The 15,851-nt window shown below is 68.7% G+C and carries 12 protein-coding genes; 4 read left to right on the top strand and 8 right to left on the bottom strand.

Going from position 1 to position 15,851, the window contains the following annotated elements; all coding sequences use genetic code 11:
• Positions 1 to 30 precede the first annotated feature (30 nt).
• The 3 genes from IQ292_RS13620 to IQ292_RS13610 are packed head-to-tail and all read right to left on the bottom strand — an operon-like array spanning position 31 to position 1,662.
• The gene (locus IQ292_RS13620; protein WP_203310860.1) at positions 31 to 921 is read right to left on the bottom strand and encodes an aldo/keto reductase; all 891 of its coding nucleotides are present in this window, start codon (positions 919 to 921) and stop codon (positions 31 to 33) included.
• Positions 918 to 1,172 (bottom strand): tautomerase family protein, encoded by a 255-nt coding sequence (locus IQ292_RS13615; RefSeq protein WP_203310859.1) that lies wholly within the window; start codon positions 1,170 to 1,172, stop codon positions 918 to 920. Before IQ292_RS13615 ends, IQ292_RS13620 begins: the two co-directional genes overlap by 4 nt.
• A gap of 4 nt (positions 1,173 to 1,176) precedes the next feature.
• Positions 1,177 to 1,662 carry a (R)-mandelonitrile lyase gene (locus IQ292_RS13610; protein WP_238941094.1) on the bottom strand — a complete coding sequence of 162 codons (486 nt, stop codon included), beginning with the start codon at positions 1,660 to 1,662 and terminating at the stop codon, positions 1,177 to 1,179.
• Positions 1,663 to 1,802: 140 nt separating this feature from the next.
• Between IQ292_RS13610 and IQ292_RS13605 the strand changes: the two genes are divergently transcribed.
• Complete coding sequence (locus IQ292_RS13605) at positions 1,803 to 2,711, top strand: LysR family transcriptional regulator (protein WP_203310858.1); 909 nt, start codon at positions 1,803 to 1,805, stop codon at positions 2,709 to 2,711.
• A gap of 48 nt (positions 2,712 to 2,759) precedes the next feature.
• Here IQ292_RS13605 and IQ292_RS13600 read toward each other — a convergent pair whose 3' ends face one another.
• Genes IQ292_RS13600 through IQ292_RS13585 form a run of 4 tightly spaced genes read right to left on the bottom strand, consistent with a single transcriptional unit; the run spans position 2,760 to position 5,880 of the window.
• The gene (locus tag IQ292_RS13600; RefSeq protein ID WP_203310857.1) at positions 2,760 to 3,734 is read right to left on the bottom strand and encodes a DUF2891 domain-containing protein; all 975 of its coding nucleotides are present in this window, start codon (positions 3,732 to 3,734) and stop codon (positions 2,760 to 2,762) included.
• Positions 3,731 to 4,693, bottom strand: coding sequence for a 5-oxoproline transporter, DUF979 family subunit (locus tag IQ292_RS13595; RefSeq protein ID WP_203310856.1), 963 nt, complete (start codon positions 4,691 to 4,693; stop codon positions 3,731 to 3,733). The genes IQ292_RS13600 and IQ292_RS13595 overlap by 4 nt, the downstream gene beginning before the upstream one ends.
• Positions 4,690 to 5,355 carry a DUF969 domain-containing protein gene (locus IQ292_RS13590; RefSeq protein ID WP_203310855.1) on the bottom strand — a complete coding sequence of 222 codons (666 nt, stop codon included), beginning with the start codon at positions 5,353 to 5,355 and terminating at the stop codon, positions 4,690 to 4,692. The genes IQ292_RS13595 and IQ292_RS13590 overlap by 4 nt, the downstream gene beginning before the upstream one ends.
• Positions 5,356 to 5,370: 15 nt before the next feature.
• Complete coding sequence (locus IQ292_RS13585) at positions 5,371 to 5,880, bottom strand: winged helix DNA-binding protein (protein WP_203310854.1); 510 nt, start codon at positions 5,878 to 5,880, stop codon at positions 5,371 to 5,373.
• 102 nt (positions 5,881 to 5,982) lie between these two features.
• On the opposite strand from IQ292_RS13585, the gene IQ292_RS13580 reads away from it, so the two are divergent.
• Together IQ292_RS13580 and IQ292_RS13575 are read left to right on the top strand one after the other, a co-directional pair.
• Positions 5,983 to 9,531: a hydantoinase B/oxoprolinase family protein gene (locus tag IQ292_RS13580; RefSeq protein WP_203310853.1), complete on the top strand. Its 3,549-nt coding sequence runs from the start codon at positions 5,983 to 5,985 to the stop codon at positions 9,529 to 9,531.
• Between the two features lie 150 nt (positions 9,532 to 9,681).
• Entirely contained in the window at positions 9,682 to 11,628 is a 1,947-nt protein-coding gene (locus tag IQ292_RS13575; RefSeq protein WP_203310852.1) for a hypothetical protein, read from the top strand.
• Between the two features lie 74 nt (positions 11,629 to 11,702).
• Here IQ292_RS13575 and IQ292_RS13570 read toward each other — a convergent pair whose 3' ends face one another.
• Positions 11,703 to 14,018 carry a S9 family peptidase gene (locus IQ292_RS13570; protein WP_238941093.1) on the bottom strand — a complete coding sequence of 772 codons (2,316 nt, stop codon included), beginning with the start codon at positions 14,016 to 14,018 and terminating at the stop codon, positions 11,703 to 11,705.
• A gap of 452 nt (positions 14,019 to 14,470) precedes the next feature.
• Between IQ292_RS13570 and IQ292_RS13565 the strand changes: the two genes are divergently transcribed.
• Positions 14,471 to 15,763, top strand: coding sequence for a metal-dependent hydrolase family protein (locus IQ292_RS13565; protein WP_203310850.1), 1,293 nt, complete (start codon positions 14,471 to 14,473; stop codon positions 15,761 to 15,763).
• The last annotated feature ends 88 nt before the right edge of the window (positions 15,764 to 15,851 follow it).

Below are 15,851 nucleotides of genomic sequence, written 5' to 3'. Positions count from 1 at the left end.
ACCTTGTGCGAATGGTCTGATCAGCCGGGCTCAGCCGGCGGTTTGCGCCCCGGCCGCGGGGCGTGGCTTGCCGAACACGGGAAAGGCCCGGGCCTCGCCATAGTCGAATGCCGCGATCGGATGGCCGAGACGCGCCATGTCTTCCGGCGCGATCTCGAAATCGATGTCGACGTTCTGCCGCAGATGATCCGGGTCCGTCGACTTGGGCAGCGGCACCAGGCCGAGCTGCAGGCAGAAGCGGATGCAGAGCTGCGCGACGTCGACGCCGTATCGCGCCGCACAGGCCGAGATGTCGGCGTCGCGCAGCGCCGCGCCGTGCGCCACCGGCGAATAGGCCTCGACCAACACGTCCTGCGCACGGCAATAGTCGATGAGGTCGAAGGGCATGTTGCCGACATGCGCCAGCACCTGATTGACGGCCGGCCGTACCGTCCCGTGCCGCAGAATGTTGTCGAGATCCGCGCGTTCGAAGTTGGAGACGCCGATCGCCCGGATCTTGCCGGCGCGATGTGCCTCCTCCAGCGCCCGCCACGCCGCCAGGTTGCCGGCATCATAGTCGCCGTCTTCACGGAATTCGGCCCATGGCTGCGGGCTGTGGATCAGCATCAGATCGATATGGTCGAGGGCCAGCGCCCGGAGCGAGCCGTCGATCCGTGCCCTGGCATCGGCGAGAGTCTTCGCCTCCGCCGCCAGCTTCGTCGTCACGAAGACGTCGTCACGGGGGATGCCGCTGGCGCGCAGCCCCTCGCCCACCCCCCGTTCGTTGCCATAGGCTTGCGCCGTATCGACGTGCCGATACCCGATGGCCAGCGCGTCGCGGACGACCCGGCTGACCGACGTGTCATCGATCCGCCAGGTACCGAGGCCGATGACGGGGATCGCCACGCCGTTGGCGAGCATGAACGTCCGGTCGAGGATCATGGCCGTTCCTCCGCGTCGGCGGGCGGCTCGCCGTAGCCGGGACGCTTGGCGAGGCTTGTCCACCTGGCCTTGATGTCCGGCTCGTACACGCGGGCGTTCCACTGCGCCGGCGGGACCTCCTCGAACGCGACCGACACGGCGTCCTCGTCGTAGTCGAGCGTGTCGGTGACACCCTGCACGATCGTCGCGGCAAGGCGACGCTTCTGGTCTTCGGTCTTGCCGGGCCAGAGCTTTACGATGACGTGAGGCATCGCCTCACTCGCTTCCGAGCGGTGCGAGATACTCCTCGTCCGTCACCTTCTCCATCCAGGTCACCGGCGATCCTCCGACGGATTCCTGGATCGCGATATGCGTCATGCCCTCGTGCGCCGTGGCACCGTGCCAATGCTTGTGCTCGGCCGGGCACCACAGGATGTCGCCCGCACGGAATTCGAGCTTCGGGCCGCCCGCGATCTGCGTCCAGCCGACACCCTCGGTCACGATCAGGGTCTGGCCCGCCGGGTGCGTATGCCAGGCGGTGCGCGCGCCAGGCTCGAAATGCACGATGGCGCCGGACACACGTGACGGTGCCTCGCGCTGGAATTGTCCGGTGATGGTGGCCTTGCCGGTGAAATAGTCGGTCGGCCCGTCGACGGTCTTCATGTCCGTCTTGCGTTCGATCGCCATATCCGTCTCTCCTTTCTGAGCCTGGACGCCGGCGGGCAGCGACAGCGCCGCCAGGCAGATGCCGAATGTCCTCATGCTGGTGTCCCTCGGCGCGATCGCCCGTCCCGATGACGGGCGTCGAGGACGACTATCTAGGGCACGCGGCCTCCCGTGATTACCGACGCCAAAGGCAATGAACTGGTGAACCAAGCTCAACAATAAGCTATGCCGGGACGATGCAGATCAGCCGTTCGGACCTGGCGGACTTCGCCTATTTCCTGGCCATCGCGCGGCTCGGCAGCTTTCGGCGGGCGGCAACCGCCATGGGCGTCACGACATCGGCGCTGAGCCATGCGATGACGGCGCTCGAAGCACGGCGCGGCGTCAGACTGTTGAACAGGACGACGCGAAGCGTGACGCTGACCGCCGCCGGCGAGGAGCTTCGCGCGAGCATCGAACAGCCGATGCAGGCGATCGAAGACGCCGCGGGCCGTCTCGACCGGTATCGCGACGCGCCCGCGGGGCGGGTCCGCATCAACGTGCTCGAGGATGCGGTCGGCCTGATCCTGGAGCCGGTCATGCCCGTGTTCGTCGATCGCTACCCCGACGTCGCGATCGACGTCAGCGTCAGCAACCGGATGATCGACATCGTCGGCAGCGGCTTCGACGCCGGCATCCGTTACGGCGGTACGGTGCCGGAGGACATGATCGCGCAGCGACTGTCGCCCGACCTGCGCTGGATCGCCGCAGCGGCACCCGCCTATATCGCGCGCTTCGGCATGCCCCGCGTTCCGGACGACCTACGCGCGCATCGCTGCGTCGGTATCCGCCTGGGCAACGAGAAGCTGTATCACTGGGAGTTCGAGCGGGACGGCCAGGCGATCGCGATCGCGACGCCCGGCCCGATCACGGTCGACGCGAGCCACGCGGCCGTCGCCTTCGGCCTGCGTGGTGCGGGGATCATCTACGCGACCGAAGCCGTGCTCCGCCCGTTTCTGGACAGCGGCACCCTGCATCCCGTGCTGGACGACTGGTCGCCGATAGGAAGCGGCTTCCATATCTATTACCCCGGCCGCCGGCACCTTCCCACGGCGCTACGTCTGCTGATCGACCTGATCAGAGAGGTTCGGCCGCTTCGCGGCTGAGTGAGCGACGGCGCAGCGTCCATCGCGATCGGCGGATGCCGACCTGCCTCAGTCCGTCCCGGTGACCGCCAGCGCGGCGAAGCTCGCGAGCCAATGTTCGCCCATATAGTCGCCCGCCAGCTCGCCGATCCCGGCCGCGAGATGGTCGGCGGCGGCGGCTTGCAGGGCCGCCTGCAGCCGGCCGTCCGACGCGCCCGCGAGCGCGCGCATGGCCCATGCGCGGCTGAGGTTGAGGCCGTCGAGATGCGCGATCCGTCCGTCGGCGCGATCGCTGACACGGGCGGGTGTCGCCAGGGTCTCGGGCAACGAAGGCAGGAAGCCGGCGAACCAGACGGCGAACGTCTCGGCCGGCAACAGGCACTGCATCGCCATCGCCTCCATCAGCGTCGGGGACAGGAAGTCCTCGCCGCTCGGCTCCCACGCCTGCGCCTGCCGATCGCGGCCGAACCAAAGCTGCGCGCGCTCGGCCATGGCGTCTCGCATCGCCGCATCGCCGGCGACGCGGGCATAGCGATCGGCGAGGACCAGCGCGAAGGCGCTGTTGGCGTGCGTGCCCGCGCGCACCGGATAGGTCATTAGCGGCAGATGCGCGCGCCATCGCGCCGCGAACGCGTCCGCGAGCGGCCGCAGCGTGGCGGCATGCGGCAGTCCCGCAACGACCAGTTCGCTGTACAGCATCAGCAGCCATGCCCAGCCATAAGGGCGCTCGAAGCCGCGTGCGTCCGGGCGGTCGAGATAGCGGCATTCGGCGGCGACCTTCGCGGGCGAGAAGGCATCCGCGAAGAGGGCATCGATCGCCGTGGCCTCCGGCAGGTCGGGAAACAGGCGGCGGACGCGGGCAAGCAGCCAATAGCCGTGGACGCAGCTGTGCCAGTCGAAGCTGCCGAAGAAGATCGGATGCAGGTCGCGCGGCGTGTAGATATCGGCGCGATCGGTCATGATATGGTCGGATTTGTGCGGATATTCGCGCGTCACATGGCCAAGGGCGATCCGCGCGAACGCCGCGGCCTGCTCGGGGGTCATCGCCACCCTCCGGGAAAGGCACACAGGGCCAGCACCGCGATGTTGAAGGCGAGCAGCATCAGCGCCGTCGGCCATTGCACCCGGATCACCCCGAACCGGTCGCGCAGCTCGAGGACCGCCGCAGGCACGAGGTTGAAATTCGCCGCCATCGGCGTCATCAACGTGCCGCAGAACCCCGAAAGCATGCCCAGCGCCGCGACCACCGCGGGATCGCCGTTGAAATGGCGGATCAGCAGCGGCAGGCCGATCCCCGCGGTCATGATCGGAAAGGCGGCGAAGGCATTGCCCAGCACCATCGTGAACAGCGCCATGCCGACGCAATAGGCGATCGTGCCGGCGAGTGGCGTGTCGAGCGCGACGACATGGACCATACCGCCCGCGACCACCTTCCCCACGCCGGCCATCGCGAAGACGCCGCCCAGGGCCGCCAGCATCTGGGGCAGGACCATCGCCCAGCCGATCGAATCGACCAGCCTGCGCGCCTCCGCGACGGGTGCGGCACGCGGCGGACGGGTCAGCACGACGGCCAGCGTCAGCGCGACGACCGCGCCGATCACCAGCGCCGCCAACGTCACCTGCTTCGGATCGATCAGCGCCACGCCCGCGATGCGACCGTCGCCGACGAGCAACGTGCCCGCCAGCGTGACCGCCGGCAGCATCAGCGCGGGTACGAACAACCACGCCCCCAGCCTCGCAGCGTCGGCACGACGGCGATCCGCACCGCTGCTGGCGACGTCCGCCGGGCGAAGGCCGAGCGTCGCCAGGGCGACCATCGCCAGGACCAGGCACCCGTCGACGAGGTCGGGCAGCCATGACCCCGCCCCGAGCAACAGCGCGAAGATCCCCCAGAAGCCGGCATTGCGCCACCGCGTGGGCGCACCGCGGTCGCGAGCATGATGCACGGCCACCGCCGCCGGCAGCGTCGCCGCCGCCACGCCGATGGCATCGAGCCCGATCACGGCCGCCGCCGCAATCGACGATCCAGCAACAGGAGCCGGACGCCATGGATCAGGAAGGCGGCGATGGCGGTGGGTATCGCCCACACGGCCACCGAAAGCGGCGCCACCGTCACGCCATCCTGTTCCAGGATCGCCCGGATGAGCAGGATGGAGCCGATCGCGACGAACAGATCCTCGCCGAAGAACATGCCGATATTGTCGGCGGCGGCCGCATGCGCGCGAATATGGTCGCGCGTCGCGGGGGCCAGCGGCGGCCGGTCGTCCCGCTCCTCCGCGCCCTCGGCCATGGGGGCGATTATGGGGCGGACCATCTGGACATGGCCGCCAAGCGACACCAGCCCGAGCGCCGCCGTGATCTGCCTGAGCGCGAGATAGCCGAGCAGCACCCTGCCGGTCGTGGCCCGGCGCAGCCGACGGACGAAGTCGCGGGCCTTGTCGCGCAGGCCGGCCCGTTCGAGCAGTCCGATCGTCGGCAGCGCCAGGAAGGGGACCGCGAGGAACCGGGCGTCGACGAAGGCCCTGCCGATCATGGCGATCACGGCGATCGGCCCGTAGCCCGCCGCCGCGGCGCTGGCCAAGGCGGCGACGGTCACGACCAGCAACGGGTTCACGCCCAGCGCGAAGCCGATGACGATGATCACGATCCCCGACAGGACGAGCATGGCAGGCGGTTCCCGCTAGAGCGTGGCGGCGGCGCGCGCCGCCTGATTGTATTGGCCGGACAGGCGCCGCAACAACTCGGCCGCGGCAGACAGGGCCGGGCCGTCCGGACCGTCGGCGGCGACGGCCGTTGCCAGGACGCCTTCGCGGATGTCGCGATAGCGTGCGCAGAAGGAGCGTCCCGCATCGGTGGCGGACACCAGCTTCTCCTTGCCGGACCGCTGCGTGGCGACCAGTCCCGCCCGCTCCAGCTTGCGGATCGCATAGGTGATGAGATGCGTGTCCTCGACGTCCAGGACGAGGGCGATGTCGGCGAGTCGCTTGGCGCGGTCGCGATGCCGGACGGTGTGCAGGATCAGCACCTCCAATGGCGCCAGCGCCAGACCTGCGGCCGACGCGCAGCGCGCGATCCACCGCTGATACGCCGCCGCCGCCAATGTCAGGCTGAATTCGAGCTCCGAGAGCGCTGGCGTCGCGCCGTCCGCGAGATGCGCCGACGATACGATCGGCCGCCTGTCTTCCGCCATGCCGACCTCCTCCGCATCAGGGTTGCGTTCTTTGCGAAGCGTGTCAATCCAAGCCGCTTTTTATCGATAAATCGTATTCGAATCGGTCGGGAGAAGAACGCGATGGCTGGCTGGTCGTTCTGGGTCGATCGCGGCGGCACCTTCACCGACGTGGTGGCGCGTGCGCCCGACGGCACGCTGACCACGGCCAAGCTGCTGAGCGAGGCGCCGGAACGCTACGCCGACGCCGCCATTGCGGGCATCCGCGCGATCCTGGGCCTGGATGAGCAGGAACCGTTGCCGGTCGACCGGATCGCAGAGGTCAAGATGGGCACGACCGTCGCCACCAACGCGCTGCTGGAACGCAAGGGCGCGCGCACCCTGCTGGTCGTCGACGCGGGCTTCGCCGACCTCCTGACGATCGGCGACCAGACGCGGCCGCGCCTGTTCGACCTTGCGATCGATCGGCCGGCGCCGCTGTTCGACGGCGTGATCGAGATCGGAGGACGGATCGCGGCAGATGGTGCGCTCGTCCTGCCGCTGGACGAGGCGGAAACCGCCGCGCTGCTCGCCGCACGTCGCGCGGAGGGGTTCGAGGCGGTGGCGATCGCCCTCACCCATGCATGGGCGCATGGCGAAACGGAGGCGCGCGTAGCGGCACTGGCGCGGATCGCCGGCTTCACCCAGATTTCCGCCAGCCATGCCGTCAGCCCGATGATCGGCCTCGTCACCCGAGGGCGAACGACCGTGGTCGACGCCTATCTGTCGCCAGTCCTGCGTCGCTACGTCGACCGCGTCGCCGACGCGCTGGGTCCGATACCCCTCCATTTCATGCAGTCCAGCGGCGGCCTCGCGGAGGCGCGCGTCTTTCAGGGGAAGGACGCCATCCTGTCAGGACCGGCAGGCGGAGTCGTCGCGGCGGCACGCACCGCGCAGGTCGCCGGCTTCGACCGCGTGATCGGCTTCGACATGGGCGGGACCTCGACTGACGTCGCGCTCTATGCCGGACGGTTCGAGCGCGTGCTCGACGCGGAGGTCGCCGGCGTCGCGATGCGCGTGCCGATGATGGCGATCGACACCGTCGCGGCGGGCGGAGGATCGATCCTCCATTATGACGGGTCGCGCTTTCGCGTCGGGCCCGACAGCGCGGGTGCGAACCCCGGCCCTGCCTGCTACCGCCGCGGCGGACCGCTGACGGTGACCGACGCCAACCTGCTCGTCGGCAAGATCCAGCCCGAGCATTTTCCCGCCGTCTTCGGACCGTCCGGCGACCAGCCGCTCGACGGCGAGGCGCCGCGGCAAGCTTTCGCCGCGCTCGCCGACGCGACGGGTGCCGACGACCCGCGTGCGGTGGCGGAGGGGTTCCTGGACGTCGCCGTTGCCAACATGGCGGCCGCGATCAAGCGCGTCGCGCTGGAACGAGGCAAGGACGTGGCTGATTTCGCGCTCCAGTGTTTCGGCGGAGCGGGTGGCCAGCATGCCTGCCGCGTTGCCGAGGTGCTGGGGATGCGCACGGTGCTGATCCACCCGCTTGCAGGCGTGCTCTCCGCCTATGGCATGGGCCTCGCCGACCGGGTGGCGATCCGGCAGCGTTCGGTGGAGCGACCGCTCGGCGAGGCGCTGGACGACATCGTCGCGACGCTCGGCAGCGCCGCGGCGGCGGAGGTCGGCGCCGACGCGGAGCGGGTGGCGACCGTGCACCTCCGCTACGCGGGGACGGATACGGCGCTGCCCGTCGCCTGGGCCGCGACGGACGTCATGCGCCTCGCGTTCGAAGAGTCGCATCGGGCGCGCTTTGGCTTCGTCAGTCCCGACCGCCCTATCGTCGTCGAGAGCGTGATGGTGGAGGCGGTCGTCGCCGGCGAGCGGGCGACGCCGCTGCCGCTACCACCCCGTGACGGCCCGATGCTGGCACCGCTCGCGCACGTCACCGTGTGGACCGGAGGAAAGGAGCACAGCACGCCGATCCACGACCGGGCGGCGCTGCGGCCCGGCGACCGGATCCATGGGCCGGCCCTGATCCGCGAAAAAATTGCGACCACCATGGTCGAACCGGGCTGGCTTATCTGCGTCGGCACGGGCGGCGAACTGCGGCTGACGCATCATGCAGGCGACAGGCAGCGCGTGCCCGACCCGCTCACCGTCGACCCGGTACGGCTAGAATTGTTCAACACCCGCTTCATGGGCATCGCGGAGCGGATGGGAGTCGTGCTGCGCAACACGGCGAGCAGCGTGAACATGAAGGAGCGGCTTGATTTCTCCTGTGCGCTGTTCGACGCCCAAGGACGGCTGGTCGCCAACGCCCCGCACGTCCCGGTCCATCTTGGCGCAATGGGAGAAAGTGTCCGCGCGGTCATCGCGGCGCGAGGCGACACGCTGAGGCCGGGCGACGTCGTCGCGCTCAACAATCCGTTCAACGGCGGAACGCACCTGCCCGACGTGACGGTGATCGCGCCCGTCTTCGACGAGGAAGGCAGGGACATCCGTTTCTTCGTCGCAAACAGGGGTCATCATGCCGACATCGGCGGGCTGACGCCGGGATCGACGCCGCCCCTATCCCGCACGCTCGAGGAGGAGGGCGTCGTCATCGACGACTTCCTTCTCGTTGACGGCGGCACGATGCGCGAGGCCGCGTTCCGTGACCTCCTGGCCAAGGCGCGTTTTCCCGCGCGCAGTCCTGACACCAACGTCGCCGACATCAAGGCGCAGCTCGCCGCCAATGCGACCGGCATCGCCGAGCTGAAGGCGCTGGTCGCGGCCAGCGGCTGGCCGATCGTGCGTGCCTATATGGGCCATGTCATGGACCACGCGGAGGAGAGCATCCGCCGCGTCCTGTCGCGGCTGGAGGACGGGACGTTCACCTACCCCATGGACGACGGCACGTGCTTGAGGGTCGCGGTCACCATCGATCGCAAGGCGCGCGCGGCGACGATCGACTTCACCGGCACCGGCCCGGCGCGCGACGGCAATTTCAACGCGCCGCCCGCGGTGACAAGGGCCGTCGTCCTCTATGCCTTCCGATGCCTGATCGGCGAGGACCTGCCGCTCAACGAGGGCTGCCTCGCCCCGCTCACCATCGTGATACCCGCCGGCAGCTTCCTCGCGCCGCCGCCCGGCAGCGCGGTCGTCGCCGGCAATACCGAGGTGAGCCAGGCCGTGTGCAACGCCTTGCTCGGGGCACTGGGCGCCTGTTCCGCGTCGCAGGGGACGATGAACAACTTCCTGTTCGGCAACGCGCGCCACCAATATTACGAGACGATCTGCGGCGGGACCGGTGCCGGACCGGGCTTCCACGGCGCATCGGCGGTACATAGCCACATGACGAACACGCGGATCACCGATCCGGAAATTCTCGAGCTTCGCTATCCCGTCAGGCTGGATCGGTTCTCCGTGCGACGCGGCTCCGGCGGCGGCGGGCTTTTCCGCGGCGGCGACGGTGTCATCCGCGCGCTCACCGCGCTGGAGCCGCTGACCGCCACGATCGTCGCCTCGCGCCGCACCGTGGCGCCGTTCGGCCTGGCGGGCGGAGCGGACGGCGCCGTCGGTCGGCAGCGCCTGGAAAGACGGGGCGGCACGCATCGGGAACTCGACGGCGTGGCGCAGATCGAGTGGGCGGCCGGCGACCGCATCGTCATCGAAACGCCCGGTGGCGGCGGCTTCGGCGGCGGTTGAGCGGTGTCGGCGGGGCCTTCAGTCGGAACCTTGACGCCTATCCGGCATCGGCCGCGCCGTCGCCGGCGATACCAGAATGTCATTTGCCGGATCCGCCGATACCGGTACCATCCCGTCGTCCGGATCGGCATATCCAGAAAGGCTTGGCAGATGGTACGCTCAAGTTTCGTCTTCGCCGCCATGCTGGCCGCGGCCCTTGGCGCACCCGCGCAGGCGCAGAATCAGCCGCCGGCGAAGGACGCGGGCCACGCGGCCAGGGACAGGGACAGGGACATCATCGTCACGGGCAAGCGATCCAGGCTCAGCAGCTGGAAGCAGGCCGATACCGATCATGTCTCGCTGATCGGCGACGGGTCCGAGGCCGAGCTGTCGCGCATTGCCCGCAACGTCGAGCGGTTGCACTGGCTGCTGTCGGGCCTCTTCGGGCGCAGCGATCAGGCCGACGACGTCGTCAAGATACGCATCACCCTGATCGGCGATACGGCGGAGTTTTCCGCTATGGACCTGCAGAACACGCGCTGGCAGCAGGGGCCGTTCAACGACCTGTTCCAGGTCACCCGCTATTACGACCCGCGCGAGGACGGCGCCGTCATGGCGACGACGCGGGTCGACCAGCGCACGGTGATCGAGCGAACGCCGATCAACCTGCGGTCCATTCAGAGCGCGGTCTCTTCCCTGGCGATGACGGCGGCGCCGCCGACGACCGGCGCGCCGGACGCCGGGGGCGCCAATGCGATGGGCGCGCTGGCGCAGCAGTCCGCCCTGATCGGCGACTTCGCGGCGGCGGGGCTGCGTGGCCCGCACGACCTGACGGTGACGGTCAACGCCAAATCGATCGACGTGCCGGCGACGAGCATGATCTACGCGGGCTACGCCCAGCATTTCCTGATGACGTACTTCCCGGCGGCCTATCCACGCTGGTACCTCGACGGGTTCGGCCAGATCTTCGCGTCGTTCGCGCTGCAGGGTCAGAACCAGCTCATCTTCGGCCGCTCCCCCGCGGGTGCCGGCGCGGTGTTCGACGAATTCGGCGGCTATCCGCTCGGCAAGGTGCTCGACGACAGCTATCTGGCGGAACAGCCCCGCAAGACGGGATGGACGCCGATCCACGCATGGCTCCTGACGCATTATCTGCTGTTTTCCGATACGCGGCGGCCGCAGCTCAACCGCTATCTGGCGATGCGCGCCAATGGTGCGGGCGCGGCGGAGGCGGCGAAGGTATTCGGCGATCAGAAACAGCTCGCGGCGGAGATCCGCAAGTACATGTTCGCGCGCAAGCCCTATGAGCAGGTGATCTACACCCCCGCCAAGGACGATGCGCCGCTCGTCCGACGCCTGACGGAGGGAGAGGCGGCGTTCGTCAAGGGGCGGCTGGAGCTCGGGTCGCGCATCGCCATTCCCGACGCGCCGCAGCCAAATACGCCCCCCGGCGTCGCCCAGGCGATCGAGAAGCAGCGCGCCAGGGCGCTGGCAGGCCGCGACCGGTGGCTGGCGCGATTGCGCATGACGGCGATCCGGTGGCCGAACGAAGTGGGCGCGCACCTGCTGCTCGCCGAGGCAGAGTGCAAGAGCGACCATGCGCCGGAATGCCTCGCGGCGGCGGAGCGGGCTCGCGCCCTCGCGCCCGAGGCCGCCGCCCCGATGGCGTGGCAGGGCATGGCGCTGGTGCTCGAAGCCGCGCAGGCGCCGGCTGACGAGCGACCGGCGCTGATCGCGCGCGCGCGGAGCGCGATCGCGGCGGCGAACCGGATCGACGGCGAGGCGATCGAGCCGCTGCTCGCCTATCATGCCAGCTTCGCGCAGATCGGCGCCACGCCGCCGACCCGCGCGCTCGACGCCCTGCAGAAGGTGATGACGGAGGTGCCGAATGCCCCCGCCCCGCGGCTCAAGCTCGCATCCGGTCTGGTCGGCGTCGGCAATATGGCGGCGGCGCGCACCGTGATCCTGCCCGTGGCGGCGGGCGCCTACGACAGTCCGGAACGGCCGGCAGCGCGCGCGTTGCTGCAGGCGACGGCCGCGCCGGCGATCGGGCACTCCTCGCCCGGCGCCGACACGCCGGGCAGCGGCGATGCGCCGAACCGTCCGGCCGTGCCCTGATCAGCTGACCGGTTGGCGCGTTTTCGCGCGAACCCGGCGGCCGGACAGGGATCCGGCCGCCGCTTCACGCACCGTCACCTGACTGCGCCCGGCCCGACGATTTTGTATTCCTTGGGCGGCGTCGCCCCCATCAGGTTCTCGACAAAATAGTCCCAGCGCCGCCGCATCATGTAGCTGGAGGTATCGCCATAGCCGTGATGCGCGCGCGGAAAGAGAATGAGGTCGAAGTCCTTGTTCGCCTTTTCCAGCGCGTCGACGACGAGCAGCGTCGAGGACACCGGCACATTGTCGTCGAGCAGTCCGTGCGCCAGCAGCAGCTTGCCCTTCAGGTTCTTCGCAAGATCCTGATTGGCCTGCAGGTCGTAATTCGACGTCTTGCCATCGCTGGTCAGCAGACCGAGATATTTCTCGTAATAATCGTCTTCGTAGTTCCGGTTGTCGTGATTGCCGCTCTCGGCGATCCCGACCTTGAAGAAGTCGGGAAACCGGAACATCGCCGCGGCGGTCGCATTGCCGCCCCCCGAATGGCCCCAGATGCCGACGCGATCGAGGTCCAGCCACTGATATTGCGTGGCGAGATCCTTGATCCCGGTGACCTGGTCGGGAACGGCCTGTTCGCCCATGTCGCGATAGTAGAAGTCCTGGAACGCCTTCGACCGGCGCGGCGTACCCAGCGCGTCGATCTCCACCACCGCAAAGCCGAGCTGTGCGAGCGCGTTCGCGTCGCCCATCGACGGGGAAAACTGGCGGGAGGCGATCGTCCCGATGAACGGCCCCGGATAGATATAGTCGATCACCGGGTATTTCCGCTGCGGATCGAGCTGCGCCGGCTTGAAGAGCAGGCCATAGCAGAGCGTCCGGCCGTCGCTGCACCGCACGGCGATAGTCTCCGGCGGCTGCCATCCCGCGTTGCGCAGACGCGTCGCGTCGCCCTTCGCCAGTTCCTCGACCACCGATCCGTCCGCCCGTCGCAGCACCGCGCTCTGCGGCTGTTGGGGGGTGGAATAGATGTCGACGAAATATCGTCCGTCGTCCGACGGCACCGCGATATGGTCTTGCTTCTCCGGCGTCAGCAGCTTCGGCTTGCCGCCGTTCAGATCGACCGCGTAGATGCTCCGGTAATAGGGATCGACTCCCGGCTCCCGCCCGACGCCGGCGATCAGCATGCGTCCGCTGCGTTCGTCGATATGGACCGGATGGTCGACGTTCCACCGGCCCTGCGTCACCTGCCGCACCAGCTTGCCGCTCGCCGCGTCGTACAGATAGTAATGGCCCCAGTCGTCGCGCTGCGACCACCACAGTATCTGGCCGCGCTCGGACAGATAGCGCCAGTTGATCCCCTCGTCATTGTAGCCGCTGTCGAACCAGGTCGGCACGGTCTCGGCGAACACGTCGCGCACCGCGCCGGTGCTCGCATCGGCGATCCGCACCGTCTCCACCTTGTGGTCGCGCGACGTCGAGACGAAGGCGAGCGTCCGGGCATCCTTCGCCCATTGCATGTCCTGCGGTCCCTCCCCGCATACCACGTCGTCGCACAACGACGAGCGGTGCAGGTCCGCCGGCATCTTGAGGCGGAGGACGCGCCCGTCGTCGACGTCGACGATCACCCGCTGGATGTGGATGATCTCCTTGTCCCCGACGAAGGGATATTTCCACATGTCCACGCGCGAATGGCCGACCTGCGTCGTGGTCGTCGAGAAATCGGCCACGGCGCGCTGATCCTGCTGAAAGGTCGCGACCTTCCGAGAATCGGGTGACCAGATCACGATCGGCTGGTCGGAATGCTTCCAGCCCGCGTTGTCGGTCGCATAGCCGAAATCCTTGACGCCGTCCCTCGTCAGCTGCCGCTCCGCCCCGCTGGCCACGTCGCGAACCCACAGGTTCCAGTCGCGCAGGAAGACCGCGCGCTTGCCGTCCGGAGAGAGCACCGCCGACGCTGCCGCGCCGCGTTGCACGAGATAGCCGGCGATCTGCCCCGCGCCCAGCGCGGGAAGCTTGGTGCAGACATAGGGGCGAGCCAGCCCGCAATCATATCGCTCGCCACCGATCGACACGATCGCGCTGGTCTTGGCGGCGTTCGGTTCCAGGTTTTCGAAGCCGAGCTTGGTCGCATCCCGTTCCTTCAGGCCGGCTGCGTTGAGCGACGCCAGCAACCCAAGGGTCTCGAACGCCGGCGCCTTCGTGCCAGCGACCGCATCGCCCAGCATGATCGTTGGCACGCCGTGATCGCTGTCCACGTACCAGAAGCGCCGCGCGTCGATCCAATGCGCCGAGCGCACCGCATGATCGACGAGGGGCACCGTCCACGGTGCCAGCTGATGGTTTGCGCGGGTATAATCCGCGACGGTCACCTGCGGCTTGTCCTGCGCGGCGGCCGATCCGGCGATCATGACGGCACATAGGCAACTGGCGATCAAACGCATCGGGCAGCTTTCGGCAAGAGGGGATCGGACGGCCCGCGCGTGGACGAACAAAGGGGTTCCTGAATCCCGCCGCTCCCCATACGCGATCCCGCCGCGGCAGGTACGATCTACTGTCATTATGCAGACCACGGCGGCGATCACAATAGCTTGGCGGGCAAGGTCTGCCGGCGCCGCCGAACGCCGTCGGCGACGGCTGCGGGGACCAGGAACTCCGATGCGCCCTGCCCCATCCTCCCATGCGCCGGCGGCCGTGCGATCCCGCCAAGGCCGGGTTCGCGCACGCGACCGGGACCGCTTTGCAGGAAGACGCCGCCGGCCGCCCCACGCCGTGATCGTAACGGTTGATCGGCAACGCCTTATGCTGTCACGGTGACGCCATGCGCGATCGAATCGGGTGGCGCATGTCTGAGGGGGTCCACATGCTCAAAACCGTTGCCGCCGCCGTCCTCGCGCTCTGCGCATCCGCAGCGGGAGCGGAGACCTACGCGATCCAGGCCGGTCGCTTGATCATCGACGCATCGGCGCCAGCACGCGGCCCTTCCACCGTCATCGTGACGGACGGCCGCATCACGCGCGTCGAGACCGGCGCGGTCGCGCCCGCCGGCGCGACGATCGTCGACCTGCGCAACAAGACGGTCATGCCCGGGCTGATCGACGTCCACGTCCACCTGACCAGCGACGCCAATTTGCCCTGGTATGAGACGCTGCGACCCAAATATTCGGACAGCTATGCCGCGGTCACCGGCGTCAAGAACGCGCTGATCACGGCGCGGGCCGGTTTCACCACCGTGCGGGACGTCGGATCGAGCGGGACGTCCGCCATCGCGGTACGCGATGCGATCCGCGACGGCAGCGTGCCGGGACCGCGGATAGAAGTGTCCGGCCAGCCGCTGTCGATGATCGGCGGCCATGCCGACCCCGCCGTCGGACTTTCGCCGACGCTTCGCGACGCGCTGGAGGCCACGCCGGAGATGTTCACGGTGTGCACGGGCACGGAAGAATGCAGCAAGGCGGTCCGCCGCCTGGGGGCGCAGGGCGTCGACGTCATCAAGTTCATGGCGACGGGCGGCGTGCTCGATCCCGGCGATATCGGCCTGGAGCAGCATTTCTCCGACGCCGAGATGAAGGCGATCATCGATACCGCCCACGCGCTCCACCTGAAGGTCGCGGCGCATGCGCACGGCGCCAAGGGCATCGATGCCGCGGTACGTGCGGGCGTCGACTCGATCGAACACGGCACCTTCGTCGATGCCGCCGGCATCGCCGACATGAAGACGCGCGGCACCTTCTACGTCGGGACCTTGCTGGCCTTCCGCGGCGCGGTGCAGATGGTCGGCAAGGGCCTGCTGCAGCCATCGAGCGAGAAGAAGGCGCGGCAGGCGTTCGAAGCCTGGGGCGTCGGCCTCAATCGCGCCTACAAGGCCGGGGTGAAGATCGCGCTAGGTACCGACGCCGGCGTCTTCCCGCATGGCCAGAATGCGCAGGAGATCGGCCTGATGGTGACGAAGGGTGGCATGACGCCGCGCGACGCACTGATCGCCGCGACGAAGGGTGGGGCCGAACTGATGGGCTTGGCCGCGGAGACGGGCACGCTCGACAATGGCAAGAGCGCCGACCTGATCGCCGTCGACGGCGATCCGCTGACCGATGCCGATGCGGTGACGCACGTGTCCTACGTCATGGTGATGGGAAAGCCGATCCCGATGAAGTGACCCGCCTCCTCAGGCAAACGGGAGCGGAAGCGTCCGACTTCGGCCTGTCCAATCTTGGCCTGACCTCGCGGACGTCGCGTCGAGAAGC

Source organism: Sphingomonas beigongshangi (genome assembly GCF_016820445.1).
Lineage (GTDB): Bacteria > Pseudomonadota > Alphaproteobacteria > Sphingomonadales > Sphingomonadaceae > Sphingomonas > Sphingomonas beigongshangi.
Note: the sequence above shows the minus strand (reverse complement) of the source record. Positions and strands in the feature narration are given on the sequence as shown.